The organism is Acinetobacter lwoffii, from assembly GCF_024129435.1.
Classification (GTDB): domain Bacteria; phylum Pseudomonadota; class Gammaproteobacteria; order Pseudomonadales; family Moraxellaceae; genus Acinetobacter; species Acinetobacter lwoffii_F.
In genome coordinates this window covers 155,486-182,141 of sequence record NZ_JAMXXN010000001.1, presented here as the reverse complement: position 1 = coordinate 182,141, position 26,656 = coordinate 155,486, and the positions used below count along the sequence as shown (strand labels likewise).

The 26,656-nt window shown below is 43.9% G+C and carries 26 protein-coding genes; 6 read left to right on the top strand and 20 right to left on the bottom strand.

From position 1 onward, the window contains the following. Positions 1 to 12: 12 nt before the first annotated feature. From kdsB to NI455_RS00890, 10 genes are all read right to left on the bottom strand, one after another. Positions 13 to 774, bottom strand: coding sequence for a 3-deoxy-manno-octulosonate cytidylyltransferase (gene kdsB, locus NI455_RS00935; protein WP_253111994.1), 762 nt, complete (start codon positions 772 to 774; stop codon positions 13 to 15). Positions 775 to 786: 12 nt separating this feature from the next. After that, complete coding sequence (gene lpxK, locus NI455_RS00930; protein ID WP_253111992.1) at positions 787 to 1,791, bottom strand: tetraacyldisaccharide 4'-kinase; 1,005 nt, start codon at positions 1,789 to 1,791, stop codon at positions 787 to 789. A gap of 3 nt (positions 1,792 to 1,794) precedes the next feature. Continuing rightward, positions 1,795 to 3,522, bottom strand: a complete 1,728-nt coding sequence (gene msbA, locus NI455_RS00925; protein ID WP_253111990.1) for a lipid A export permease/ATP-binding protein MsbA — start codon at positions 3,520 to 3,522, stop codon at positions 1,795 to 1,797. Next, positions 3,522 to 3,944 carry an ExbD/TolR family protein gene (locus tag NI455_RS00920; protein ID WP_004278885.1) on the bottom strand — a complete coding sequence of 141 codons (423 nt, stop codon included), beginning with the start codon at positions 3,942 to 3,944 and terminating at the stop codon, positions 3,522 to 3,524. Before NI455_RS00920 ends, msbA begins: the two co-directional genes overlap by 1 nt. A 10-nt stretch (positions 3,945 to 3,954) precedes the next feature. Beyond that, positions 3,955 to 4,593 carry a MotA/TolQ/ExbB proton channel family protein gene (locus NI455_RS00915; RefSeq protein WP_253111989.1) on the bottom strand — a complete coding sequence of 213 codons (639 nt, stop codon included), beginning with the start codon at positions 4,591 to 4,593 and terminating at the stop codon, positions 3,955 to 3,957. Between the two features lie 33 nt (positions 4,594 to 4,626). Beyond that, a complete protein-coding gene (locus tag NI455_RS00910) occupies positions 4,627 to 5,514 on the bottom strand; it encodes a ParB/RepB/Spo0J family partition protein (RefSeq protein WP_004731487.1) in 888 nt (295 codons plus the stop codon). After that, the gene (locus NI455_RS00905) at positions 5,511 to 6,293 is read right to left on the bottom strand and encodes a ParA family protein (RefSeq protein WP_004645476.1); all 783 of its coding nucleotides are present in this window, start codon (positions 6,291 to 6,293) and stop codon (positions 5,511 to 5,513) included. The genes NI455_RS00910 and NI455_RS00905 overlap by 4 nt, the downstream gene beginning before the upstream one ends. 25 nt (positions 6,294 to 6,318) lie before the next feature. Continuing rightward, positions 6,319 to 6,951, bottom strand: a complete 633-nt coding sequence (rsmG, locus tag NI455_RS00900) for a 16S rRNA (guanine(527)-N(7))-methyltransferase RsmG (protein ID WP_004645477.1) — start codon at positions 6,949 to 6,951, stop codon at positions 6,319 to 6,321. 85 nt (positions 6,952 to 7,036) lie between these two features. After that, positions 7,037 to 7,726 carry an N-acetylmuramate alpha-1-phosphate uridylyltransferase MurU gene (murU, locus tag NI455_RS00895; protein ID WP_253111988.1) on the bottom strand — a complete coding sequence of 230 codons (690 nt, stop codon included), beginning with the start codon at positions 7,724 to 7,726 and terminating at the stop codon, positions 7,037 to 7,039. Beyond that, the gene (locus tag NI455_RS00890) at positions 7,727 to 8,740 is read right to left on the bottom strand and encodes an aminoglycoside phosphotransferase family protein (RefSeq protein ID WP_253111987.1); all 1,014 of its coding nucleotides are present in this window, start codon (positions 8,738 to 8,740) and stop codon (positions 7,727 to 7,729) included. 121 nt (positions 8,741 to 8,861) lie between these two features. Here NI455_RS00890 and NI455_RS00885 point away from each other — a divergent pair, with 121 nt between their 5' ends. Together NI455_RS00885 and NI455_RS00880 are read left to right on the top strand one after the other, a co-directional pair. Continuing rightward, positions 8,862 to 11,315, top strand: a complete 2,454-nt coding sequence (locus NI455_RS00885; RefSeq protein ID WP_253111986.1) for an LPS-assembly protein LptD — start codon at positions 8,862 to 8,864, stop codon at positions 11,313 to 11,315. Then, on the top strand, positions 11,315 to 12,622 hold the full coding sequence (locus NI455_RS00880; RefSeq protein WP_044109557.1) for a peptidylprolyl isomerase: 1,308 nt from the start codon (positions 11,315 to 11,317) through the stop codon (positions 12,620 to 12,622). Before NI455_RS00885 ends, NI455_RS00880 begins: the two co-directional genes overlap by 1 nt. Positions 12,623 to 12,741: 119 nt before the next feature. Here NI455_RS00880 and hfq read toward each other — a convergent pair whose 3' ends face one another. The 4 genes from hfq to tsaE all read right to left on the bottom strand — a co-directional run bounded on the left by hfq (position 12,742) and on the right by tsaE (position 16,748). Continuing rightward, positions 12,742 to 13,269, bottom strand: a complete 528-nt coding sequence (hfq, locus tag NI455_RS00875; protein ID WP_253111985.1) for an RNA chaperone Hfq — start codon at positions 13,267 to 13,269, stop codon at positions 12,742 to 12,744. A 91-nt stretch (positions 13,270 to 13,360) separates the two neighbouring features. Further along, positions 13,361 to 14,305: a tRNA (adenosine(37)-N6)-dimethylallyltransferase MiaA gene (gene miaA, locus NI455_RS00870; protein ID WP_004645483.1), complete on the bottom strand. Its 945-nt coding sequence runs from the start codon at positions 14,303 to 14,305 to the stop codon at positions 13,361 to 13,363. A gap of 6 nt (positions 14,306 to 14,311) precedes the next feature. After that, a complete protein-coding gene (gene mutL / locus NI455_RS00865; protein WP_253111984.1) occupies positions 14,312 to 16,279 on the bottom strand; it encodes a DNA mismatch repair endonuclease MutL in 1,968 nt (655 codons plus the stop codon). Beyond that, the gene (tsaE, locus tag NI455_RS00860; RefSeq protein ID WP_004645485.1) at positions 16,269 to 16,748 is read right to left on the bottom strand and encodes a tRNA (adenosine(37)-N6)-threonylcarbamoyltransferase complex ATPase subunit type 1 TsaE; all 480 of its coding nucleotides are present in this window, start codon (positions 16,746 to 16,748) and stop codon (positions 16,269 to 16,271) included. Before tsaE ends, mutL begins: the two co-directional genes overlap by 11 nt. Positions 16,749 to 16,874: 126 nt before the next feature. Here tsaE and NI455_RS00855 point away from each other — a divergent pair, with 126 nt between their 5' ends. From NI455_RS00855 to NI455_RS00845, 3 genes are all read left to right on the top strand, one after another. Continuing rightward, positions 16,875 to 17,783 (top strand): pseudouridine synthase, encoded by a 909-nt coding sequence (locus NI455_RS00855; protein WP_253111983.1) that lies wholly within the window; start codon positions 16,875 to 16,877, stop codon positions 17,781 to 17,783. A 114-nt stretch (positions 17,784 to 17,897) separates the two neighbouring features. Then, the gene (locus NI455_RS00850; protein ID WP_005106547.1) at positions 17,898 to 18,245 is read left to right on the top strand and encodes a type II toxin-antitoxin system RelB/DinJ family antitoxin; all 348 of its coding nucleotides are present in this window, start codon (positions 17,898 to 17,900) and stop codon (positions 18,243 to 18,245) included. 97 nt (positions 18,246 to 18,342) lie between these two features. After that, complete coding sequence (locus tag NI455_RS00845) at positions 18,343 to 18,786, top strand: GNAT family N-acetyltransferase (protein ID WP_005106546.1); 444 nt, start codon at positions 18,343 to 18,345, stop codon at positions 18,784 to 18,786. Positions 18,787 to 18,829: 43 nt separating this feature from the next. Here NI455_RS00845 and NI455_RS00840 read toward each other — a convergent pair whose 3' ends face one another. Then, complete coding sequence (locus NI455_RS00840; RefSeq protein ID WP_191112513.1) at positions 18,830 to 19,537, bottom strand: pseudouridine synthase; 708 nt, start codon at positions 19,535 to 19,537, stop codon at positions 18,830 to 18,832. 140 nt (positions 19,538 to 19,677) lie between these two features. On the opposite strand from NI455_RS00840, the gene NI455_RS00835 reads away from it, so the two are divergent. Beyond that, positions 19,678 to 20,130, top strand: a complete 453-nt coding sequence (locus NI455_RS00835; protein WP_004645490.1) for a DUF441 domain-containing protein — start codon at positions 19,678 to 19,680, stop codon at positions 20,128 to 20,130. Between the two features lie 257 nt (positions 20,131 to 20,387). Here NI455_RS00835 and NI455_RS00830 read toward each other — a convergent pair whose 3' ends face one another. From NI455_RS00830 to NI455_RS00810, 5 genes are all read right to left on the bottom strand, one after another. Then, the gene (locus NI455_RS00830; RefSeq protein ID WP_085064566.1) at positions 20,388 to 20,714 is read right to left on the bottom strand and encodes a gamma-glutamylcyclotransferase family protein; all 327 of its coding nucleotides are present in this window, start codon (positions 20,712 to 20,714) and stop codon (positions 20,388 to 20,390) included. Between the two features lie 31 nt (positions 20,715 to 20,745). Next, positions 20,746 to 22,461, bottom strand: coding sequence for an AAA family ATPase (locus NI455_RS00825; RefSeq protein WP_129716622.1), 1,716 nt, complete (start codon positions 22,459 to 22,461; stop codon positions 20,746 to 20,748). 90 nt (positions 22,462 to 22,551) lie between these two features. After that, the gene (locus NI455_RS00820; RefSeq protein WP_253111982.1) at positions 22,552 to 24,558 is read right to left on the bottom strand and encodes a hypothetical protein; all 2,007 of its coding nucleotides are present in this window, start codon (positions 24,556 to 24,558) and stop codon (positions 22,552 to 22,554) included. 197 nt (positions 24,559 to 24,755) lie between these two features. Next, a complete protein-coding gene (locus tag NI455_RS00815; protein ID WP_253111980.1) occupies positions 24,756 to 25,508 on the bottom strand; it encodes a 1-acyl-sn-glycerol-3-phosphate acyltransferase in 753 nt (250 codons plus the stop codon). Between the two features lie 26 nt (positions 25,509 to 25,534). Then, positions 25,535 to 26,644, bottom strand: a complete 1,110-nt coding sequence (locus NI455_RS00810; protein WP_005247344.1) for a beta-ketoacyl-ACP synthase III — start codon at positions 26,642 to 26,644, stop codon at positions 25,535 to 25,537. Between the last annotated feature and the right edge of the window lie 12 nt (positions 26,645 to 26,656).

Sequence of the window (26,656 nt, the reverse complement as noted above, 5' to 3'; positions counted from 1 at the left end):
ATTTGACTCTTCTTAGGCAAAATGGGAAAGATCCATCTGATTCAGGCGATCCAGATCTTCCTGAGTATCTACCCCTGGCGGCAAATTGGCTTCAGCCACCGCAATGGCAATACGGTGTCCATTTTCCAGTACCCGTAACTGTTCTAGAGATTCCAGTTTCTCCAGCACACCCATTTCCCAGGTCACATATTCTTGCAACAGTTTTACCCGATAGGCATATAGACCTAAATGACGATAGGCCTGATCATGCAGCTTCGGTTCAGCGAGTTTCGCGCCATCACGGTCATAAGGAATGGTAGCACGGCTAAAATACAGTGCCTGCTGCTGTTTTGACATTACGACTTTTACAATGCTGTCGCGTTTGAATTCATCCAGTTGATGGATCGGCTCACATAGCGTCGACATGGAAGATTCAGGCTGATCTTCCAAGAGTTGAGCAACCTGTTTTACCAGTTGCGCCGGCAGTAAAGGTTCATCCCCCTGTACATTGACAATGATGTCATCACTGGCCCAGCCTTTAGTTCGAGCCACTTCACTCAAGCGGTCTGTGCCTGAAGGATGATCCGCTGAGGTAATCACCACATCAATGCCTTCAGCACGGCAAACGGCTGCAATACGCTCATCATCAGTTGCCACACACAGATAGTCAAAACCTTGCACTTTTTTGGCTTGGTCCACTACCCGCAGAATCATGGGACGACCATGAATTTCCAGCAAAGGTTTACCCGGCAAACGTGAACTGGCGAAACGTGCAGGAATAACAATGTGTTTCATAATGAATGAGCCTTAAGAAATTTGAATACCGTATTGTTGTAACTGTTGCTGCAAGACTGTATAGCAGGCTGGCGATAGGACTGCATCGACTGGCACCACCCAGATATCCTGTTTAAAATCTGGATATTGTTTAAGTAGCGCCATAATTTTTATTGCGTCTTTTTCAGTGGTAATAATCGGATTGTTATCATCGAACTGTAAATCTTCAATGTCATAGTCATGATGGTCTGGAAACTCATGACACTGAAATTGTTCTATGCCTAAATTTTGCAAGGTCTGATAAAACCGCTGTGGAAAGCCAATGCCGACTACCGCATAAAAAGCCGCTTGAGGATTAAAGATTTTAGTGCCGTCCTGATTGAGCAAATAAGGCTGTGATGCAGCCAGATGCATATTCAGTTCAGAACCTGGATGGGCTGCATGCTCAATTACGGTTCCCGTTTTCAAACGGGTCACTGGTTCACGTAGATAACCTTCTGGAAGCAGTTTCTGATTACCCAGACCGCGATTATTATCCAGCACAATCCACTCAATCTGGCGGTTCAAGGCCCAGTGCTGTAATCCATCATCACAGATAATCAGATCCAGCTCATGTCTGTGCAGCAATAGCTCGATACTTTTCTGCCGGTTGGGGCCAACTGCCATCGGCACGCCTGTTGCCTGCACAATCAAGGCAGGCTCATCTCCGACAATCTCCGGCAAGGTATTAAAGTCGACATAGGCCGGAAATGGACCTTGGCCGCCATAGCCTCGACTGATCACGCCTACACGAACATTTTTCTCGGTTAAATAATCCACCAGATGAATCAGCAAAGGTGTTTTACCGCTACCACCGACCGTGATATTGCCAATCACCATAACGGGTATCGGCGCACTATAACTTTTTTTAATGCCTTTTTGATAAAGCCAGTGATTGCTGACAAAACCCAGGCGATACAACCATGACAAAGGACGCAGCACCACCAGCCACTTTGCCTGTGCATTCCAAGCATCCTGAATGATTTGTGCCAGTGCCATAAGTTAATGTTCCTCAAAGTTACGCTGATGCAACTGATAATAAGCACCATGTAGCGCAATCAGTTCTGCATGACTACCCTGTTCAACAATACGGCCCTGATCCATGACCACAATACGATCCGCATTTTCAATCGTCGATAGACGATGTGCAATTACGATGGTGGTACGGTCCTGCATGGCTTTATCAAAGGCACGCTGAATAAAGTATTCCGACTCGTTATCCAGCGCACTGGTTGCTTCATCCAGAATCAAGATAGAGGCATTTTTCAAAATTGCGCGTGCGATGGCGATGCGCTGACGCTGGCCACCAGACAGGTTTAAACCCTGGGCACCCAGCTGAGTATCATAACCTTGCGGCAATGCCATAATAAAATCATGTGCATAGGCTGCTTTTGCTGCCGCGATAATATCTTCATCGGAGGCACCTTCAAGCTGACCATAAGCAATATTTTCCCGCACAGTTCGGTTAAACAGTACTACTTGCTGGTTCACCATGGCAATTTGGGTTCGCAAGGCGGTAATTTCAAAATCTTCAATCGGTTTCTGATCCAGCAAGATCTGCCCAGAAGTTGCATCCTGATAACGCACCAGCAGATTCACCAGAGAACTTTTTCCTGCACCAGAACGTCCTACCAGCGCTACTGTTTCACCGGCCTTGACCTGCAAATTAAAGTCATGAATAGCATGATGGCCATCATCATAAATCAAGTTAACATCTTTAAACTCGATATCGCCTTTTAGGCTATCAGTCAACGTCCCGGTATTTTTTTCCTCAGGCATATCCAGCAATTCAAATACTGAATGTGCTGCGGCCATACCCCGTTGAATCTTTTCATTGATATCCGTCAAGGCTTTGATTGGTCTTGCCAGCATACCCGCCGCAGTAATATAAGCAACAAATTCACCGGCAGAGGTGTCACCCAAGATTTGTGGGCGCAAGGCAATAAACATCACGATACTCAGTGAAATGGACATGATCAACTGAACGACAGGACTATTCAACTGTTGCACAGCGACCATTTTCAAGCCACGACGCAAGTTTTCAAGCGAGTTCTGTTTAAAGCGTTCCTGCTCAGAACTTTGCCCGCCAAAACCCTTGACGATCAGGTTGGCATTCACCGTTTCCTGCACTACATGGTTCACATCACCCATGGTGTCTTGTACTTGTTGCGATAATTTACGCATCCGTCTTGCAGCTTTACTGATAATAAAACCTATGACGGGTGCAAAAATCAGGATACACATGGTCAGACGCCAGTTGGTATACAACAGGTAGCCTAATAATGCCAGGGTGATCAAACCTTGTTGCAACAAGGTTCTTAGGGCTTCAGTTGAAGCAGCGGTTAGCTGTTCAACGTTATACATGATTTTGGCAGTAATATGCCCGCTGGTATTGTCCAGATAATACTGGGAAGGTAAACGCAGCAATTTTGCAAAAACTTCCTGACGGATATTGAATACCAGATTCCGGGAAATTACCGCAGTAAAATATCCACCCATGAACAAACCCAAGCCCCGGAAGAACATGAGTATGACCACTAAAAACGGGAAAAGTGATGTGAAACTCTGGTCTTTATTTTGAATCGCCTCAATAATATATTCCAGTAATTTAGCGACAGAAACTTCCGTAGCCGCATTAATAGAAAAACCCAACAGGACAAGCAATGCAATGCCCCAAAACGGTTTTAAATAACTTAAAAGGCGAAGATAGACCTTAAAATCGTGCTTCACTAATAACCTCGGGTGGGTACTTTGGTACTGATATTAATATTTACAAATCCGAGCTGACCGGCCACGTCCATGACACGAATCACGTCCTGATGGCTAGCTTTTGCGTCAGCTGCAATGACAAACATTAAATCACGGCGTTCATTAGAAATCTGTTTAATTGCAGTATTTAAATCCGCGACTTCCTTACTGGCCAAGGATTGACCATTGACTGCGTAATGACCATTGGCATCCACAATCACTTCGACTTTTTGATCATAGCTTTTAGGCGGTACACCCTGCGCATCAGGCAAGGTCAGATTCATTCGGCTCATTTGGCTAAAAGTCGTCGATAACAGCAAAAAGACCAGAATAAACAGCAGACAATCAATCATCGGTGTCAGATTAATATGTACATCTTCCACCTGGTTGCGTTTGAATTTCATCATCCGCCTCCTAGCTGGCTTTTTGCATGTCTTGATCTATGTCTGCATGATTACGATAAAAAAGATCCGCATGAAACAAAGTCGCTTGCTGCTCAAGTTCAGCCACATATTCCTGAACAAGACGCTGAAAATAACGGTGCGCAAACAGTGCAGGAATTGCAATCAGCATACCGGCTGCCGTGGTAATTAAAGCCTTGGAAATACCGGGCATCATCAAGACCGGATCACTTCCAGTTCCCACATCGATCATCAGGAAAGACTCAATAATCCCAAGTACGGTCCCCAACAAACCGAGTAAAGGCGCAACTGCACTCAACGTGCCCAGAAAATTAATATTTTTTTCCAGATAACCGATTTCCTGTGACGCCACCACTTCCATCTGCGCGCGAGCATACTGCTCACCCTGCGGCTTACTAGTATAGCCCGCAGCCAATACCCGGCCCAAAGTGCTTTGCTTTAAGGCCGCACTTTGATTCATTTTTTGTATGACTTGTGCTGTATTTTGCGAAGGCCCCATCAACAGTGTCAACGGAAGTACTGCATTCTTTTTCAGGCGAATCAGACGCTCGATCGAAATCGCCAGCATAAAGATAGAACACAAGACCAGGGGCAGCATAAGCCAGCCACCTGCTTTAACCAATTCCCACATCTAATTTATTCCCCAATAAAAAAAATATATAAATTATTCATCTTCTAAAATAGAAAGAATGCCATCCAGCTCTTCTAAAGAGTGATAGCTAATAACCAGTTTCCCTTTACCTTGCTTGTTATAGTCAATTTTAACATCTGCACTGAAACGCTCTGAAAGGCGCTGAGTCAATTGCTGAATATCCGGTGCTACAGCTTCTTTTACTTTTTCTTGTTTAGGTGTATTGAAATCACGGACTAACTGCTCGGTTTGACGCACAGACAGACTTTTTTCAATTACGATATCTGCAACTTTGAGCTGATCTTTAGCTTTTAAGGTTAAGATCGCACGTGCATGCCCCATATCCAGCAAACCCTGCTGCATAAAGTCTTTCACTTCTTCTGCCAGGCTAAGCAGGCGAAGTAGGTTACTCACTGTCGTACGCGCTTTACCCACGGTATCTGCAATTTCCTGATGGCTTAAGCCAAATTCTTCATGGAAACGTTGCAGAGCCATCGCCTGATCAATCGGATTCAGATCCTGACGCTGGATGTTTTCAATCAAGGCCAGTGCAATCGCAACCTGATCATTCAGATCACGTACAATCGCAGGAACCTCGGTCAAACCCGCCAGCTGTGCAGCACGCCATCGACGTTCACCCGCAATAATCTCGTATGGATAGCGTTCATCGTCAACCGGACGGATCACGATGGGCTGCATGATGCCATGCTTTTCAATCGATGCCGCCAGTTCCTGCAAATCCTGCTCGTTAATATAACGGCGTGGCTGATATTCACCACGCTTGAGCAAATTCACATCAATCTGTTTCAACTGACCATGATCAAGACCTTGGGCTTCGAGTTGTAATTTTTCTTTTTGAATTGAGCCTAGCAAGGCATCCAAGCCACGACCTTTGGCGAGTCCACGTTTCTTGACGGTCATGCTTTACTTCCTTTTTTCACTTTGCTTTTCTTTAATACTTCAGCTGCCAGATTTAAGTAAGCAACTGCACCCTTTGAGCTTTTTTCAAAATAAATCACCGGCAAACCGTGTGCTGGTGCTTCAGCCAGACGGATATTCCGTGGAATCACGGTTTCATACAGTTTTTTACCAAAATATTGTTCTAATTCTTCAGAGACATCACGAGTCAAGGCATTGCGTGCATCGTACATGGTGCGTAATACACCAACAATTTGCAGGTCCGGATTCAAGGCTTGCTGAATCCGATCGATGGTTTGGGTTAAATCCGCCAGACCTTCCAGTGCATAATATTCACACTGCATTGGAATCAGCACACCATCCACGGCTGCCAAAGCATTGACAGTAATCAGGCTTAAACTTGGTGCACAGTCGACAATGATATAGTCGAACGAACCTTCAATTTCCTGCAATGCATCACGCAAAATGAACTCGCGCCCTTCCTGCTCTGCAATCGCAAGCTCAACCCCAGCCAGATCACGGTTTGCCCCAAGAACCTTGTAGCCGACTTCTGCTTTAGAGATCGCCGTTTCAATCGGTACTTCACCCAGCAGCACATCGGTAACCGAATAAAGCAGGTCATTCTTCTGAATGCCAGACCCCATGGTCGCATTGCCTTGCGAATCCATATCGACCAGCAAAACACGTTTTTTTAACACAGCTAAAGATGCCGCCAAATTTACTGCGGTTGTGGTTTTACCGACACCACCTTTTTGGTTTGCAATCGCAATAATTTGTGCCATGTTGCCCCCAATCCCTTTAAAAATCTTAAATACGTTTTAATAGAAGTAAATGACGCTGTTCGTCTAAGCGCGGAACTTTAAGTTCAATAATCTCACAACTAAATTCATTTTTTAAAGTAGCAACTTCATCTTCAGGAATTAAGCCTTTCATTGAGGCAATAATCGTTTGCTCATGCATATATGGCTTAGAAGCATCAACAAAGTCTGTTAATGATGCAAAGGCACGACTGGTAATCACATCGAATTGACCCAGCTCATTGATGCTGTCTTCATTTTCTACACGCGTTTGCACGGCAATGACATTTTTAAGTTTCAAGTCAGCAATAAACTGCTTGAGGAAACGAATTTTTTTACCGTTTGAGTCCAGCAATACACATTCACGCTCAGGCTGACATAAAGCAATGATCATGCCCGGCATACCACCACCTGTGCCGATATCCAGCAATCTGCCCGCAGGCAAGTCCTTTAAAATACTTAAACTGTCGAGTAGATGCTTGACCAGCATTTCTTTAGGATCACGGATTGCAGTCAAATTGTATGCTTTGTTCCACAGCACCAAAGCATCCTGATACTTGAGTAATAAATTTAAAGCTTCATCAGATAGCTCTAAACCCAAAGCCTGGCTACCCTGCTTTAGTTCTTGAAAAAACATGTGCATAAACAATCTACGCTCGAAAAAGTTAGGTGGAAGTATACCGTTTTCTCTATATTGGCACAGTAGGCAGTGCTTAGCGAATATTCACTTAAGCAAACTTCCCTTCACGGATCGCCGTATCCAGTGCCGTTAAACGCTCTGGGGTTCCCACATCAACCCAAATACCTGCCAGTTTAGACGCTGCAACCTGCTGATTCTGCATTGCCGCTTTTAGCAATGGCGCTAAAGGACGCTTGCCAGTGTCTAAGCCTTGGAACATCTTTGGATCAATTACGGATATACCGCTAAACGTCAGGTTTTCACCTTCGACTTGCTGATCAAAGGTATAGGCTTTCCCTTCTGCAAGCGTAAAATCACCTTCAGGATGTTGTTCAGGGTTCTGCACAAGTACGAGATGCGCCAAATTACCCTTTAGATCAATATCCAGTAAAGGAGCAAAATCCATCGTGGTCCAGACATCACCATTTAACAGAATAAAAGGTTCATCACCGAGTAACGGCAAAGCATTAATGATTCCACCAGCGGTTTCCAGACCTTCACCCTCATGTGACCAAAGAATGTTGATGCCAAATTGCGAACCATCACCCAAAGCTTGAGCCAGTTTTTCGCCGAGCCATGCGGTATTGATGACAATTTCAGTGACACCGATCGCTGCCAGTTTTTCCATATGCCAGACGATTAAGGGCTTGCCCCCGACTTCCAGCAAAGGCTTTGGCGTATGCAGCGTTAGCGGCCGCATACGATTACCGAGTCCTGCAGCCAAAATCATCGCTTTCATTTAGGCAGCCACCTCATATGATCCATATTTAGCTTCGAATGCAGGCATCACTCTGTCACGGATAAACTGCATGAATGGCTCTAGCTCTACATAAGCCTTAGATTCTTCAAGTAGATACCACATCACACGTGGTAAGTCCTTGAGATAACCCGACTTGCCATCACGTTCAAATAGACGCACAAAAATACCTAAAATTTTGATATGACGCTGAATCGCCATCATGTCGGCATCTTTTTTAAACTGTTCAAAGTCACGGCCTTCTTTAGCAGATGCTGGCAATAACTCATAGAAAGTTTTGAACCAACGATACACACGATTGGCATTCCACTGTACATAAGCATCACGGGTAATCGAGATCAGGTCATAAGTATCCGCACCAATCACGGCATCCTGAAAATCAATCACACCGAGTTCGGTTTCATTGTCGATTTTCATCAAATTCCGGCTATGAAAATCACGATGCACGATCACCTGTGGCTGTGCCAATGCGGCATTGGCCAAAATCGAAAAAGTGCGTTTGATCAAGGCACTTTCTGATTCAGTCGGTTGAACCTTTAACGCTGGCAACATCCAGTCAGTCAACAATTCCATTTCTGAAATCAGTTTTTCATAAGAATATGCCGGGAAATGCCCTTCTCCAGCAATCGATTGCAGCTGAATGAGCTGCTTAAAGCTTTGCTCATAATAGGCATCTACAGTCACGTCATTGAGCAGATTCGACAGCAGCACATCACCAAAGTCTTCGAGCAGTAAAAAGCCATTTTCCAGGTCTTTTGCCACGATATGCGGAACGCACACGCCATGTGCATCAAAAAACTCATCTATCGTCACAAAAGGCACACAATCTTCTTTTTCTGGTGGTGCATCCATCAGCATAAATGTTTTATTATTCAGTTTGATTCGTGCATAACGACGGAAGCTGGCATCACCTGCTAAAAAATGAGTTTCAAATTGATCTGAACCGAGTACAGAGGCAATCCAAGATTGTATCAATTGTTCGCGTTGTGTATTCATTTGCAATTAATTCTAATACAGGCTGAGTTTTTAAAGTGCTAAGTGTAGCTACTTATCAACTTTTTCTCTATGATGCGACAATAATTAATTGCGATAAAAGCATGATTGGTTAATGAGACAAATGAAGCATCACTTTAAAATAAATCCTCTAGCGACTGCGATCTTAACCCTTTTATGTGGCAGCTCAGCCTCCGGCTATGCTGCATCAAATGTCTCGTCCGATGTAAATGCAGAACAACTCAAACAGCGCATAAATGAGACCTATCCAGGTGAAGCCTTCTTTTCGCAATACTATGTCGACAAATCCTCAACTGAGGCACAGCAGCGGCAGGAAAAATATTTAAGTTCGGCTTATTGTGAAGGCACCTGGGTGACCCCGATTGCCCCAGATGCAGCAACCGTTGCGCCAGATCAGGCTACATCCACCATTACTGCAGATTATGGTCACTACAATCCAGCAGGTGACTCTTATTTAGAAGGCAATGTCATCATTGACCAGCAAGGTCGCCAGATTCGTGCTGAACGCGTAACGATTGATCAAACCCAAACCTATGCCAAAGCAGAAGGTCGGGTACAACTTGCTCAGGGTGGCCTGCTCTCGCAAAGTGATGATATTAATTATAATTTAAAGACCCAAGAAGGCGACCTAAATAACAGCTTCTATATTGCCGAGCAGCAACATGCGCATGGTCGGGCAGAAAAGATCGCCAGAACCTCGACCGAGACAGTAGAACTGGAAAATGCGACCTATACCACCTGTCCACCTGAGCAAAAACCAACCTGGAAAATCCAGGCAGAAAAGATCAAGCTGAACCAGGAAACCGGACGTGGTGAAACCCGCAATACCAAGTTGTATGTTAAAGATGTTCCGGTCTTGGCAGTTCCCTATTTCAACTTCCCGATTGATGACCGCCGCACTACCGGTATTCTGACGCCGACATTTGGCTTTACCAATGATGGTGGTCTGGAACTGGGTGTTCCGGTTTACCTGAATTTGGCACCGCAATATGATGCGACAATTACGCCGCGTTATATTGGCGATCGTGGTGTGATGTTAGACGGTGAGTTTCGCTATCTGACTGAAAATTATGGTGAAGGCCGTATTTGGGGAGGTTATCTGCCTTCCGATGAAAGCTATAGCGATGAAGATCGTAAAAGCCTGCATTTTTTACATAATTGGCAGATCAATAATCAGCTTTCCACCAACCTTGAATATAACTACGCTTCAGACAAAGATTACTTTGCCGATCTGGATAACAACCCGAACTCTAAAACTGACCTGAACTTACGCCGTGCCTGGGAAGTCAATTACAAAAATGGTATTCCTGGCTTAAAGGCACAATTCAAAGTTGAAGATTTCCAGACCCTAGATCCAACTGTACTGGATGAAGACCGTCCTTATGCACGTCTGCCGCAGCTTTTAGTCAATTACAAAACTGGCAATCCATTGGGATTACAGCTTGAATTTAATAACGATACGGCTTATTTCCAGAAAGACCTGAGAAATTTCGCCGATACTGATCCAACGGGTGAGAAGGTATATCAGCCAAGTGGTACACGGATCTATAATGACTTTTCCGTGCGTTATAATCATTTTACCCCGTGGTCATTCTTCATTCCTCAGGCGACTGTACGCAACATCAATACTTTCTATGATGAAAAAACCCAAAGCCGTAGCGCGTCTAGTGAAAATAATTCAATTGTGGTGCCACAATTCACGCTGGACACCGGCTTAATTTTTGAAAAAGAAGGTACGTATCTACAGACCTTAACGCCTCGTCTGTTCTATGCGTATTCACCTTATGAGAACCAGCAGAATCAGCCAAACTTTGATTCAGTCGTCGCTTCGATTAATTATGATCAACTTTTCAGTGCGCGTCGCTTTTATGGTAATGACCGCCTGGAAGACAATAACTTTGCCTCCTTAGGTCTGAGCTATAGCCTATTTAATGAAGAAGGTCTGGAGCGCCTGCGTGCCAGCGTTGGACAGAGCTTTTTCTTTGAAGATCGCCGTGTAACGTTGGAAAATGATGCAGATGAATTCGACCGTGAAAGTCATACTGGCCCTGTAATTCAACTGACCAGCCAGCTGTCAAATAATGTTCACGTTAATCTGAACTCAAGCTGGATGTCGAATGGATCGAATGCCCAACGAGATTTGCAGGTTTATTATACCGGTGAGCAAGGCAATCTTTATAACCTAGGCTATTTCTATCGCAAAGATATTCCGAACCGTCAAAAGAGCTATGATCATGTGGTGGGTTCATTTATCCAGCCGATTGCCAACAACTGGCGTCTGGTTGGACATGCCCAGTTTGACCTGGATAATAGTGTCGCACGGGAATATTTACTTGGCGTGAACTATGAGTCATGCTGTTGGGGAGTTTCTGTTTACGGTCGCTCATATTACAATGACTTAGACGACGTTAATGATTCAAGCATCAAAGCCAAACGCGCCATTATGGCCGAAGTCAGCCTGAAAGGCTTAGGTGGGTTAAGCAGCAAACTCACCTCATTACTAGAAAATCGTATTCTAGGTTTTAACAATATCAATCAAACTTGGACAGAACGTTAATGAAGACAAAACAGTTAAAACAAATTTTTAAAGCAACCGCACTTGCGCTATGCCTTTCTTCAGCGATGACGACTTTTGCTGTTGCCCAACCTAAAGATGAAGTTGTAGCTGTAGTCGACAATAGTATCATTCTACGTAGTGACCTGGCTCAAGGTGTAGCCGAAATCTCACATCAGCTGCAAAAACAGAAAAAGGCAGTTCCACCACAACAATATCTTGAGCAACAAGCTTTAGAGCAACTGATTATTCGTCAGGCACAGCTTGAACAAGTTAAACGTTATAATATTCGTCCAGATGAAAAAGCTTTAAATGAAGCCGTCCTGAAAGTTGCCCGTGATTCTGGTTCACCGAGTCTGGAAGCATTCCAGCAGAAACTGGATGCCATGGCGCCCAATACCTATGCTTCTTTACGTAACCGTATCGCTGAAGATTTAGCACTGAATCGTTTACGTCAACAAATCGTGACTTCACGTATTCAAATTACAGATCAAGATGTTAAAAACTTCCTAAATACCCCGCAAGGTCAAGCTTTGCTTGGCAGTCAGGTCCATGTACTGCATTTACGGGTAAGCGGTGAAAATGCTGAACAAATTGCAACAAAGGTAAAGCAAGAATTAAATAGCAGCAATGACATTCAGGCGATCAGCAAAAAGTACAGCACTGGCGGCGTTAAAGTCGAAGCTGCTGATATGGGTGTGAGAAACCTGTCAGAAATTCCAGCAGAACTGGCTGCACGCGTGACCACCCTGCAACCAGGTCAAACTTCTGAACTGATTCCTGTCGCTGATGGTGTACATGTTCTGAAGCTCTTGGAACGTAAAGGTGGCGAACAGAAAGCCCTTGTTCCTCAATATTTAACGCGACACATTCTGATTCAACCGTCTGAAGTGGTCAGTCCTGAAAATGCCAAACAAATGATTGATAGTCTGTATAACCGCCTCAAACAAGGTGAAGATTTTACTGTTTTAGCTTCAACGTTCTCCAATGATACTGGCTCGGCTCGTGATGGCGGAAGTCTTGGCTGGGTTAGCCCAGGGGTAATGGTACCTGAATTTGAACAGCAGATGAAAAGCACCCCAGTAGGTCAGTTCAGTAAACCATTTCAATCCCAGTTTGGCTGGCATATTCTGCAAGTGAGTGAAACACGCCAACAAGATATGACACAGGAATATCAGGAACGTATGGCTCGCCAATTGCTTGGTGAACGTCAATTTGATGCCGAATTAGATAGCTGGTTACGTGAAACGCGCAATAATGCTTATGTAGAAATCAAAGATCCTCAACTGGATCCTAAACGTAACCGTTAAGCCTTACCATAATCCTAAAAAGCCAACGACATCTCGTTGGCTTTTTATTTAAAAAACTTAAAACGTACAGATATAAAAAAACCTCTCATATAGAGAGGTTTTTTAATTTTCAAACTCGATTAACGATTGTTTTCATCGTCTGAAGAGTCTTCAAATTTAGTGTCGTTGTCAAAACCAGTGCCTTGACCACCAAAGCCAGCACCTTGACCACCGAAGCCACCTTGACCACCGAAGCCGGCACCTTGACCACCAAAGCCGCCTTGACCACCAAAGCCACCGCCTTGACCGCCGAAGCCACTTTGACCACCGAAGCCGCCGCCTTGACCGCCAAAACCACCTTGACCACCGAAGCCGCCAGCACCTTGACCGCCACCAAAGCCACCTGCAGCACCTTGACCACCGAAGCCCGCACCTTGTGGACCAGCAGGCGCGCCAGCAGGACGTGGATTACGTGCAGGTACTACAGTTGAAATTGCATGCTTATAAACCATTTGGCTTACTGTATTTTTTAATAAAACCACGTATTGGTCAAAAGATTCGATATGACCTTGTAATTTAATACCGTTTACCAGGAAGATAGATACTGGGATACGTTCCTTACGGAGAGAATTCAAGAATGGATCTTGTAAAGTTTGACCTTTAGACATGTTATAACTCCAAAAAAATTAAAAATCAGCGCAAAAACTATCTCTATTTTTCAATTAAAAATTATAAAAAAGATAGTCCCTAAATTTTGCTTTATCCGTGACAGTTTCGCAAGTCTTCTTGAGCCTGCTGTAGCGTAAAATATGTTGTAAATTTATGCTTTTCTTGCAAAGACCTTAACCACGTATATTGACGTTTTGCAAGTTGTCGTGTCGCAAATAAAGCTTTATCCTCCATTTCCCGTTGCTTTTCCTTGGTTTTATCAGCATTTTTTAAGAATTCCATAGCCTGACGATAACCCACTGAACGCATGGAAGGTAAATTTTCATTAAAATCGTATTTTTCAATTAAATTCACAACTTCATTTAAAAAACCGCTTTTCCACATAATTTCCAGACGTTGTTCAATACGCCCATGTAATTCTAACCGATCTGGCATCAGTGCATAATTATGGAAACTGTAACGATATGGTAAGTTTTTAGGTTGTTCTGCCTGTAGTTTTGTAATCGGCTCACCAGTCAATTTAAAAACTTCCAAGGCTCGAATAATGCGCTGCTTGTCGCTAACCTTGAATTTTTCACCGGCAATCGGATCGACTGCACATAATTCTGCATAAACCGCTTCCCAGCCCTCCTGCTCACCCTTGGCTTCAATCTCTGCCCGGATAGCATAGTCTGCACTTGGTAGGTTATCTGACAAACCTTCAAGCAAGGCCTTAAAATACAGCATGGTTCCGCCAACCAGAATCGGGGTTTTACCACGCACATGAATATCATCAATCAGGCGGCAAGCATCTTCGACAAAGTTGGCTGCAGAATACACTTCAAGTGGACTAATAATATCAATCAGATGATGCGGATAGCGCGCCAGTTCCTCTTTAGAAGGTTTGGCTGTACCAATGTCCATTTCCCGATAAACCAGTGCAGAATCGACCGAAATCAGCTCAAATCCCCCTTGCTCATACAGTTCACATGCCAAAGCGGTTTTACCACTTGCAGTTGGCCCCATTAAATTGATGACCGGCAATTGATTGGACATGTAAAACTACTCTCCTCGAGCAAAAAGTTTATCTAGTTGAGCCAATGGAAAGGCGCGCCAAGTCGGACGACCATGATTACATTGACTGGCAAATTCGGTTTGTTCCATCTGCCGTAATAAAGCATTCATTTCAGACAAACTTAGGATACGATGCGCTCGCACTGCACCATGACAGGCCATGCCTGCCAGAATCTGGTCACGCTTCTGCAATAGGCTTTGTGCCTGATCACCCGGATCTAAATCATTCAATAATTCAGGAATCAGGGCATCGAAATCGGCCTTGTGTAGAATAGCCGGTACACCACGTACGATAACTTGCTCATCACCATACTGATCGATTTCCAGCCCCAAACGTGCCAACTGCTCTTTCAGCTCTTCGACACGCATGGCCTGCATCCGGCTAATATTCACGACTTTTGGAATGAGCAATTGCTGTGATGTCCAGAATTCAGGTTTATCCCAAGCCGATTTCATTTGCTGCAAGACAATACGCTCATGCGCCGCATGCATATCCACAATAATCAGACCTTCGGTATTTTGCGCCAGAATATAAATGCCATGTAACTGGGCAATAGCAATGCCCAATGGATGCTCATCCACTTTAGTGTTTACATGTGTCTGAAAAGACTGCTCAGGGCTGAATATTTCGGTTTCCGAACTTTCTCTGAGCGGTGCTAAATAACTTTGCAAGGCATTATTCAGCTGCTGTGAACCAGAATAAGATTTACGGTAATCTTGGGAATAATGCACTGTTTGTGGACCTGAAGATGCAAAATCGGTCAGCACATCTGAAGTTTCATTTTCACTTAAGGCAGATGTCGTTCTCACCACCTGTGGCTGAGAATGCGCAGTCTGATGCAGGCTGAACTGTTCCTGATAACGCGGTTGCGGGGCCGTCAAGCCAGGCTGCTCATCCTGTTTCATTGCCTCGGCTAAATCTGCAGTTGCGGTCTGGAATTGTGCCAACGTTTCTTTGGCATAATGCCGTACGAACTCATGTACTTCACGTTGATTCAGGAAGCGAATTTCATGCTTGGTCGGATGGACGTTTACATCCACATTTTCTGGATCAACTTCTAAAAACAGTAAATAAGCCGCATGCTGATGCCCATGCAGGATGCCGTCATAGGCCATCCGTAAGGCATGGGAAATGGTTTTGTCTTTGACAATCCGGCCATTTACATAGACATACTGCAAATCAGCCTGTGCACGTGCATCTGAAGGATGGCCAAGCCAGCCAGACAAACGCATGTTGATACTGTCTGCATCCATCCAGTAGGCATTTTCAGTAAACTGGCGGCCAAGCAATTGCTGTACCCGCTGAAAACGCAAAGCGCCGCTATCCGCCACGGGTAAATTCAGTTTGATGCTTTCATTATGTTCTAGCACAAAACGGATATCAAAATGCGTTAACGCCATACGGCGCACAATTTCTTCGATATGACCAAATTCAGTGCCCGGTTTTTTCAGGAATTTACGCCGTGCAGGCACATTAAAAAACAAATCCTGAACCCGGATATGCGTCCCTTTTGAAGCCGCGACCGCTTGAATTTCCTGATGATCAAAAGCCGTCCCATTGACTTCGACCTGATAACCGATGCCCTCGTCACTTTGACTGCTGATCATGGTCAGGCGTGAAACCGCTGCTATCGACGCCAATGCTTCACCACGAAAACCCAGACTGCTAATCGCATACAGTTCATCAGCGCTCTGGATCTTACTGGTAGCATGGCGCATCACAGCCAAAGCCAGATCTTCAGCATGAATTCCGCGTCCATTGTCGATGATTTCAATTAAAGTACTACCGCCCTGTTCGACCCGAATGATCAGTTCTGTCGCACCCGCATCAATCGAGTTTTCCAGTAATTCCTTGACCACAGAAGCCGGACGTTCAATCACCTCACCTGCGGCAATCTGGTTGGCAAGTGCAGGATCAAGGGCACGAATACGGCGCAGACTTAAATCATTCGACATGTGAGAATTGACGCTCCAGAGCCTCTCGTAAGGCAAGATTCGATGAAATCAGACTTGCAGTACGGGTCAGCTCATCTTCAGATTTTAAAATTTCAATAATCAGGTCAGCTTGCGGAATTTCATCGCCACCTTTGGACGGCCATTCAAATAAAAATAGCGCATTCGGTGTTTCCAGATAATCCCGGATTCCCATCAGTTCCAGTTCATACGGATCATTCAGACGATACAAGTCAAAATGAAAAATATCCTGACCATTAATTTGATAGGGTTCGACCAGTGTATAAGTTGGACTTTTCACTGAACCTTTATGACCCAGCTGTTGCAAATAATAACGCGTTAAGGTCGTTTTTCCTGCCCCCAGGTCACCAATCAGATATACGACTCCCGCAGGGAAATTTTCCGCCAGAACCTTGGCAAGTTTTTGGGTATCGTCTTCATGATTTAAAGTGACATTAAATGAATAAGGCATATTACTCACGACATGATGCAAAAGAATAAATATAATAGCATCGCCACGCTTTAAAAGCCTATTCACCTATGTGAGAAACTGTATTTTTTCACAGCATCTGTCCCTTAAGAGGTTAATCTGCCTGCCATGCAACCGACTGTTGAATTTAACCCGCCCATGCTGAATGGGGTCAGTGCCAGTAAAGTGTTTTTGCCAGCCAGTCCGGATGCACCCCTGACAGTTCTTGCTTATTTATGCTCGCAATTTGCGCATATTACAGCAGATGAATGGCAGTCCCGTTTCAACGAGGGTCTGGTCTATGATGCTCAGGGCAATCAATTAAGCACAGAAAGTCCATTTCAGCCCAATAGCCACTGTTTTTATTACCGCTTTTTGGCACATGAAGTGCATGTGCCTTTTCAACATCAGATTTTATTTGAAAATGAGCATTTCATGGTGGTCGATAAACCGCATTTTTTGACCATGAATCCGACCGGACAATATGTGCAGGAAACGCTATTGGTTCGTCTTAAAAAACAAACTAGTAATGAACATTTAACGCCTATTCACCGACTGGACCGTGAAACGGCAGGTGTGGTCCTAATTTCCAAATGCGTGGAATCGCGTGGCCTATATCAGCAGATGTTTGCTACACGTCAAGTGCAGAAGACTTATCATGCGATTGCAGCTTATCAACCTGATTTAAAATTTCCATTGATCACGCGATTAAGAATGGAAAAGGGACAGCCTTTTTATATCATGCACGTGCTAGACGGAACGCCAAATAGCGAGACAGCGATTGACCTGCTGGAACACAACACAGAATGGGCCAAATACGAGTTGAAACCGCATACTGGCAAGCAGCATCAATTACGGGTGCACTTGAATCATCTGGGTATTCCGATTCAGCACGATCCCTTTTATCCACAGGTAGCACACAAGGCGGAAGATGATTTTTCTGCCCCTTTAAGTTTATTGGCCAAACATATTCAATTCATCGATCCGATCACGCAGAAAAGCATGAATTTCAGCTCGCAACTTGAATTGACACTGTAAATCGCTTGTCATTACAGATTATTTTCTAAAATCGGTCGCTTTAAGATTGAATTTCAAACGTAATTGATTAGAATAAAGGCGAAAAGTTAAGTAATTTAAAGCTTTAAAAATATTATGAGAAAAACTGAAGTTTATCAAATTCGCTTGGACTCGCAAGAGAAGAAACAAGCCTTTGCGGTATTTAAGCAATTGGGGATTACGCCAGCTCAGGCCGTGCGTCTTTTTTTCAAGCAGGTGGTGATTACCAAATCGATCCCCTTCTCGATTGAAAACCAGAATATCAATCTGGAACAGCTGATCCGACTGCGCAAGCTGAAACAAAATGAAGCTAAAACCGAGCAAAATGCGCTTTCCAGTTCTGCCCTGAATCTATTGGATGAGCAGGAAATTGCATTGGATGATGATCATCTTGATTTATTTGAAGAACTGAATGCCATTTTGGGTGAAAGCGACAAAATTTAACATTGTTGCATTTCCGAACAATTTCTAAAGCCTGCCACTCATAAACTTCGCTATGCTTGATGCTGATAATCAATAAAAAATTAGCATGGAGTATGCAATGCTCGTACGACGCGCCCAGTCAGCAGACCTGAATCAGCTGGCGATATTATTTGATGAATATCGACAGTTTTATGGTACGTCTTCCAATCCTGAACTCTCTTACCAATTTTTAAAACAGCGTTTTGAAGATGGGCAGACTGTTATTTTTATTAATACCAAAGATGATACCTTTACCGGTTTTATCATCCTGTATCTGGGTTTTTCTTCGGTGGCCTGCTCGACCTATTATATTCTGGATGATGTCTATATCACTCCAGTTTTTCGGCGTCAGGGCGCAGCCAAACAACTGATTGATACTGCGATTTTATTTGCCAAACATGAACAAGCCTTAAGAATCACTCTGGAAACCCAAAAAAATAATTATCAATCGCATAAATTGTATGAATCCATGGGATTTATCAAGGATGATGAATTTCAAACTTATCACTGTTTTCTGAAATAAGTCCTAATTTTTTTAGTCACATTTCAAGCGAATACAAAATTTATTATTCCGAGCGGAATTTGGCCTGCGCCACCTGTTCCGCATTTAAATACAGCCATTCCCCTTCAGCCAGTTCAGGCAAGACCAAAGCACCTATTTGTGCACGGTGCAATTGTTCAACTTTATTGCCTACGGCAGCCAGCATGCGCTTTACTTGATGATAGACCCCTTGATGAATGGTCATTTGCAGACGATTTTCAGCCAATCGAGTCACTTCAGTAGCCGCAAAAATACCTTTTTCATTTCTCAATTCGACACCTTGTTCTAGTTGCTGAATCTGTTCATCTGTGACTGGATCCGCAGTTTGCATCTGATAAACTTTGGCGACATGCTTTTTCGGATGGGTGAGCGCTTGCAGAAACTGTCCATCATCGGTCAGCAATAATAGTCCAGTGGTATCCTGATCCAGACGTCCCACACACTGAATCCCCCGATTCAGCAGAATGTCATCAAACAGGTCAAATACACTAAAATGATGCGTCGCCTGATGCGAACACTCATAGCCTTGTGGTTTATTTAAGGCGATATACACTTTTTCCCGATAGGTATGACTTTTCCCATAAACCTCGAAATTTAAGTGATTTAAATCCAGGTTATATTTAGGATTGTCAACCACTTCATCTTGAATTGAAACAGCACCATTTTTAATCAGTTGCTGACAATGCTTGCGGGAGCCGAAACCTTGTGACTGCAACATTTTTTCCAATAGCATCTGTTTATACCTGTATCGAGTGAAGACCTGTGCATTCTATCCTGAAACAGTCCTGAATTTGATTTCTTCCGCTGTTTTCTAGGTATCATGCGTTGAAAAGCTCTACAATAGCTTTATTTTTCACTCTATATCTCCCCCTTATGTCGCAACTTGATTTGAATCTGATTGTTCTTTTGGTTTTACTGGCTTGCGGTATTTTCAGTCACAATAGTGCCGTCACCATTGCTGCAGCGGTATTAATTGTTTTAAAAATCACACCTCTCAGCAGTTTATTGCCTTATGTACAGGCGCACGGTTTAAATATCGGCATTATTATTCTGACCATTGGTGTTCTGACACCAATTGCCAGTGGCAAAATTTCAGGGGAAAGTATTCTCAAATCTTTCCTGAGCTGGAAGTCTTTGCTGGCAATCGCGATTGGGGTCTTTGTCGCTTGGCTGGGAGGACGTGGAGTGAAGCTGATGTCCAATCAGCCAGATGTGGTGGCCGGACTGTTATTAGGCACAGTAGCAGGTGTAGCAGTATTACGCGGTGTTCCAGTCGGTCCTTTAATTGCGGCTGGGATTTTATCGTTATTGATTAGTACACAATAATGTTCAAATCATCAGCGCCCTTCACCAGTATGCAAAGATTTCTCAAAAATAATCATATAACGGGAAATATGCAGATCGCCCGTTGATTATCTTGCGCTAAGCTCTAAAGCAATGCTTCAGGCTTGCTCAGAAGATACTATCAGATCAACGGAATACTTTATTAATTCAATCTTTTGAAACCAAGTCAAAGGAAAGTTATGATCTTTGAAGCTCTGACCTGATAAAAATCAGAAATTCAATAAATGACACACCCCAGTCTAATCTTTCAAAGCATAGACCAAACTTTCTATCGTCTGACCATTTTCCAAATATACTTTAACCGGGATACGTTGATATTCATCGCCTTCAAATGCATCCAGCTCATCCCAATATTGGGGAAGATTCTCGGATATGAATACATAACCCGGAACAATCTCTCCCGAATCACTGAGCTGAATACCCGGGCTACCCAGCTCAGCACCCCAACCACGCTGCTGCAAATACCCACGAATATAACCGGCTTTCCAGCTCCCCCCAATCCGCTCCATGACAGGGGCATTGGGTTGCTGCGGACGAAGCGTGCCGTATACGAATAAACTGTGCATCTTAAGAACTTTTAAACATCACTTTTAATGATTATTCTACAAATAGTAGTGCCAGACGCACTTGGTCATAAGCCATTTTAGGCGTGGTCAATTCCACAATCGGACGCAACTTAATAGAACCGTCATCATTAAAATGCTCCGAGTTTTGACGCTTGGTCAGGCGTTTATAAATCTTGCGAACCTGCTCCACCACTTCCTCACCCGGATGTGCCAGCGAGATATCCAGCCCCTGCTCTTTATGCAAACGCCCCAAATGATTGATGATGGTTGCCGGGGTCAAACCACGTTCAGTCGCGATATCGGCAATTTCATAACCTTCTTCAAACAGTTCACGCGTTTCGTCTAGCGTTGCAGCGGCATAGCTTTGCTTACCCCCATTCTTGGAAATTTTCTTCTCATTGCGCTGGATTTCAACTTCATTCAAAGTCCCGCCACAATGTCGGATAAAGGCCTTATGCTGTGCCGTCAAATCGACATTTTCAAAATTCGCTTCGGCTTCATCAGAAAGTTCTTGAAAACGGCGATCGGCTTTAATTGCCAGACTATCGAGTTCCAAAGCCTGCTCATTAAAACCTTTTAATCGTAGGCCATTTAAGCTTTTCAAACGGGACAACGCGACATAGCCCTGTCCTTTTTCAAAAGTATGGCTCAGGTCAATCTCGGCAGCTTCCAGGGTCATGCCTTGTGATTTATGAATGGTAATCGCCCAGGCCAGACGCAATGGAATCTGCTGGAAACTGGCAATGGTTTTACCGGCCTCATTGTCTACCGACCAGGTTTCAGGCTCAACCACCAGTGTCGTGCCATCGGTCAGTTTGACTTTAGGCAGCACACCATATTCATCATCTTCTTCAAAACTGATCACTTCGCCCAAACTGCCGTTGATATAACCCATATCAAAGTTGTTTTTCACAAACATGACTTTGGCATGTTTTTTCAGGGTTAAGGCTTCAGGCGCTCGCACTGACGATTTTAAAGTCTCGATCAGCTTTTCATTGCCATCACACTGCGCATCAAACTGGCGCGGATCATTGTCAATTTCATTCAGATGTTTAAAGTTAATACTGTCCACATCCATATTATGCGTATACAGGCGCGTATAGGTATCACCAATTTCTTGATGTCGCGTGGCCTGTAAAGCAGTGCGGTGTTCATGGCTAATCGCCTGCGCACGGATCGCATTCAGAATGTCATTCAAATAATCATTGCCCTGACGATGCTGCTCAGTTAGGTAGCAAACGCGAAACTTGGCTTCGACCCAGGCATCCGACATAAAGCAGAATTTGTCGCGGTTGCGCTCATCATTTTTACCGACTGGCGGTAACTGGAAAAAGTCCCCTGCTACAATCACCTGAATACCACCGAAAGCTTCATCACTTTCTTTGAAATATTTCAATACCTGATTGACCAGATTCAACTGCTTGGCATGCAGCATTGAAATTTCGTCAATAATCAGGACTTGCGCATTTTCCAGATGTTCTTTTAAGTATTTGCGCTCTTTCATCCGCTTTAAGTCTTCTTCAGACAAAAAGTCTTTAATGCCAATGCCTGCCCAGGTATGAATAGTCATACCATTCATGTGTGTGGCTGCAATACCGGTCGATGCGGTAATCGCGACGGCGACCTTACGTGCCTTTAAATAATTAATATATTGATTCAGCGTATAGGTTTTTCCTGCACCGGCAGAACCGGTTAAAAAGACATTTTCTCCTGCTTTGAGTAACTTAAGGGCAGTTTCCTGTTTCATAAGAGCAATACCGTAAAAGAACGGCTATAGCCTAACGATTTTTAGCGGAAAAGTTAAGCGTCATGGAGGAAAACAAGCTGTATTGAACTGTCAGGCCTGCAAGTTGAGCCAGTTAATAAAATGCATGGCGATATTACTGTATTCAGCTTCTGCTTTCTGGTTATTCGGATATTCCAGCTGATCAAAAATCACCTGTCCATTCACTAATTGACACCCCAAGATCAAGGGTAGGCGCACAGCAGGATGAGACATACGAAAGGCCACATACTGCCCTTCCAAAATTTGCTGAGCATAGCTTGCCGCCAGACAGTTCCTGAAAATTTTAGATTCCTCTAAAATCCGATCCAAAGTTTTAAGTTCTTCAAAACGCCAGTTGAAATACAGTAAAAATGAAACCTGAGTGATTGGTGTCCAGTTCACCAGTGCAAACTGTTTTTTCAGCTTGGCGATCATTTCCTGCTTTTGAATCTGATCATGCCAGACGACCGCCTGATTAAACAAACTGGTCCAGCTCAGGTTCTTCGGTATTTCTGCATGGCTGGAAAAATACTCTACTAGATAGTCACGTACATAACTGTCAAATAGCGACTTACGTACATGCCCGCTTTGCAAATAAAACAGCTGCCTGAATTCAGTAAAAGGAATGCGATAGCGGTGCAGAACATTATAAAAATCACGGTTCTGCTGACTTTGAGGCTGAATATACACCAGAACCTCATCTGGTAAATGCGCCGTAATTTTATATAAATGCTGCATATAAGCTTGCATCATCCGGCTCAAGTTCAGATAAACCTTTTTAGTCAGCTGATCATCCATTTTAACCACATTGCGCAGCAGCTCCATCCATTCGTCCAGATACAGAATTGAGGGACTAATCGCAATCCGCTGATCTTCAATCGATTGGCGTGTGCCTTTTAATACCACCGCCTGATTATGCTGGTGCTGAAACCAGTCATGCTGAATTGCATATTCATGCATGCTATAAATAAACAATCGCGCCGAGACATATTGAAAATATTGTAAAGTCGCCATAATAATCTGCGGATGAATATGATGGCTGTCTATAAAACTTAGGGCCGTTACTGCCACCCGCACACTGCTATGCTGGATATTATTACTGATCCAGTCCAGTACCTCGGCCGGTTGCTTGAAGATCCAGTTCACAGCACGATGACAGTCAAATAGTGGCAATCGGGCCACCTTTTTCTGCCATAAGTACGGATGATTTTCCAGGAAATTCCGTTTGGATAATAAATCATCCCGATGCCACACGTCCCGGTTCATCAATCGGACAAAACCGAGCAGATTACTTTGCCCCTCAGCATGCCGATATAGCAAACAGATATCATCAGTATGATCATTCAGTTCATGCAGATTAAAGCGCTCTTCAAAAGACAGTGACATAATCCGGAACATCGCCGGAGGCAAAAACTGTGCGGCGCTAAAACAGAACTCATCCAGACTATCCATCAATGACTGGATCGACAGGAATTCATCCTGCTGTAGACACTCCAAAGAAAAAGCCTGTTGCAAGCTTTCAAGAATCTGCTGTGGAATCTCTTGTTCATCCTGAACAAAGTTTTGCATGACGGGTGTGATGTATAGCCCGGCCTTAATCAGCTGCTGGTCGATAATCTCAGCCTGAACAATCGACATTTGCTGCAGAAATTCGAACACCCGTTCTGGGCCATTGACCCACACATAGACCTGAGTCAGGATAAGCTGACGTAACTGTTTGGCTTTGTCGCGTAAATATAGCGAATGCTGCGGTTTTAAATCCCCGGTCAGGAAATAGATATCCTGTAAAAAGAATTCCTCTAGTGCTTCTGCCTTACATTGCTGGAAATAAAAATGACTGTCTAGCAAAGCAGGTGCAGTTCCAGAGTCTAGTGCACGTGGAGCATGAAACTGGATATGAAACAGGCCATCCACCAATTCAATCCGGTGTTGATCCTGCTGAATTTTTATTAAATTTTGTGCATTCAGATGACCAATCATCGCCATCTGATCAAGATAAAGCTGGTTGAGCTCCGGAGAAATCCGTAAGCATTGTTGTGCCAACAACGTTAAAGATGCTACCAAGCTTTCCTGTTCCATACGTGCACCTCGGTCATCTTAGAATCATCTTATTTTTATATTGGATCATGCTGAGTCCTTGATCGCCAATCAATGAACACTTAAAAATACATTATGGCATCACTTGCACTATAAAAAAGTCCCTGCATCCTCATTGCTAAAAATAGAACATCTCAATAGATGATAGCCTAGATTTTACAGGAAGAATTTTTCTTTTTTTAGTTTTGCTGACGTAGCACCTTAAGCTCGGCTAAACCTGTATAAATATGTTGCTGCAAGCTGTGTCGAAATGCAATCAGCTCTTCCTGAGTCTGAACCTCAGCAATCGATTGTCGCGGCATAAACTGAAAATAAAATGGCAGGCGTTTTGGGAATAATCGTTTAGGCAAAGATGGAATCACATCGCCCTGACGTAGTAATTTGTTGAGTTGTGGTACTTTGAGGAGTTTTTGAAAATATTTATGCTGGATGATCTTATTGGCATCAAAGCCGATCTCATAGACCTCATCCCCACCGAGCGCGGCAAAAGGGACAATATCATAGTTGAATTCCTGAGCCAGCTTTAAAAACCCGTAGCGTTGCTTCCAGATCAGTTGATACTGTTCACCCTGACGTTTAAGTACTTCGCGCCCACCTCCCGGAAACACCAGAATGGAGTAGCCCTGCTGCATCACAACACGTACATAATGCTGGATGCCATCGACTGCCCCAAACTTTTTCACGGCTTCACGCCATAGCGGTACATAAAAATGGCTATGATCCGCAATACTGACCACAGCCACTTTATGTTCGTTATAGAGATAATCAATCAGCATCGGCGAATCAAAGATGCCGTACATGGAATGATTACCAACATACATTGCAGGCCGACTGGCATCAATATATTCAGCCCCTAAAAATGTAGGGGTAAAATATAATTTAGATAAGGCACTTAAGCGTCTAATCCATTGCCCATCATGTTTGACCTGCAAGCTGTCTGCTCCTTATCTACCCCGGATTATGCCACGCGCTTTTGGACCAGAATCGAACCTACCGAATAACCCGCACCAAATGAGCACAACACGCCGTATTCACCATCTTCAACTTCATGTGCACTACGGTGCAAGGCGATGATCACCCCGGCAGAAGAAGTGTTGGCAAACTCATTCAGAATGATCGGTACCAGACCAGGTTTGGCATTTTCTTTGCCGACGACCAGTTTCAGGATCAGTTCATTCATACTGGCATTGGCCTGGTGTAACCAGAAGCGTTTAACACCTGTAGGCTCAATCTGATTCTTTTCCAGTTGCGCAGTAATCATTTTCGCAACCAGTGGACAGACTTCTTTAAATACCTTACGACCATCCTGACGGAAACGTTTGTCGTCAATGTCAGCATTTTCAGAAGTATTCAAGAAACCAAAGTTATTGCGGATGTTATTCGAGAACTGGGTAAACAACTCAGAATCCAGAATTTCAAAACCGGTTTTGCTGTCGGTATTTTCAATAATTGAAGCGGTTGCCACATCACCAAAAATAAAGTGACAGTCACGTGAACGGAAATCGGTATGTGCAGAGGTAATTTCCACATTCACTAATAACACACGGCGCGCGCCTGCTTTGATCGCATCATAAGCCTGTTTCAGACCAAATGTTGCTGCAGAACACGCCACGTTCATGTCATAGGCATAACCTTTGATGCCTAGAGCGGTCTGAATCTCGATCGCCACAGCAGGATAAGCACGTTGCAAATTCGAACATGACAAGATCACGATATCAATGTCTTCGGCAGTCACACCGGCATTTTCCATCGCCTGCTTGGCTGCGATTACACCCCATTCTGCTTGCAGTGAAATTTCATCATCTGCACGTTCACGTAAATTAGGACGTAAGCGTTTTGGATCAAGAATGCCTGATTTTTCTACGACATAACGGCGTTGTACGCCAGATGCTTTTTCAATAAAGTCTGCACTAGAACCACGACGTGCTTCAACTTCGCCTGCAGCGATTTTGTCAGCATTTTCGTGATTAAACAGTTCCACATAAGCATTTAAACTTTCAACTAATTCTTCATTGGTGATGACATGTTCCGGATGGAATAAGCCCGTACCCGTAATGCGGATGCCCATGTAAAATTCCTT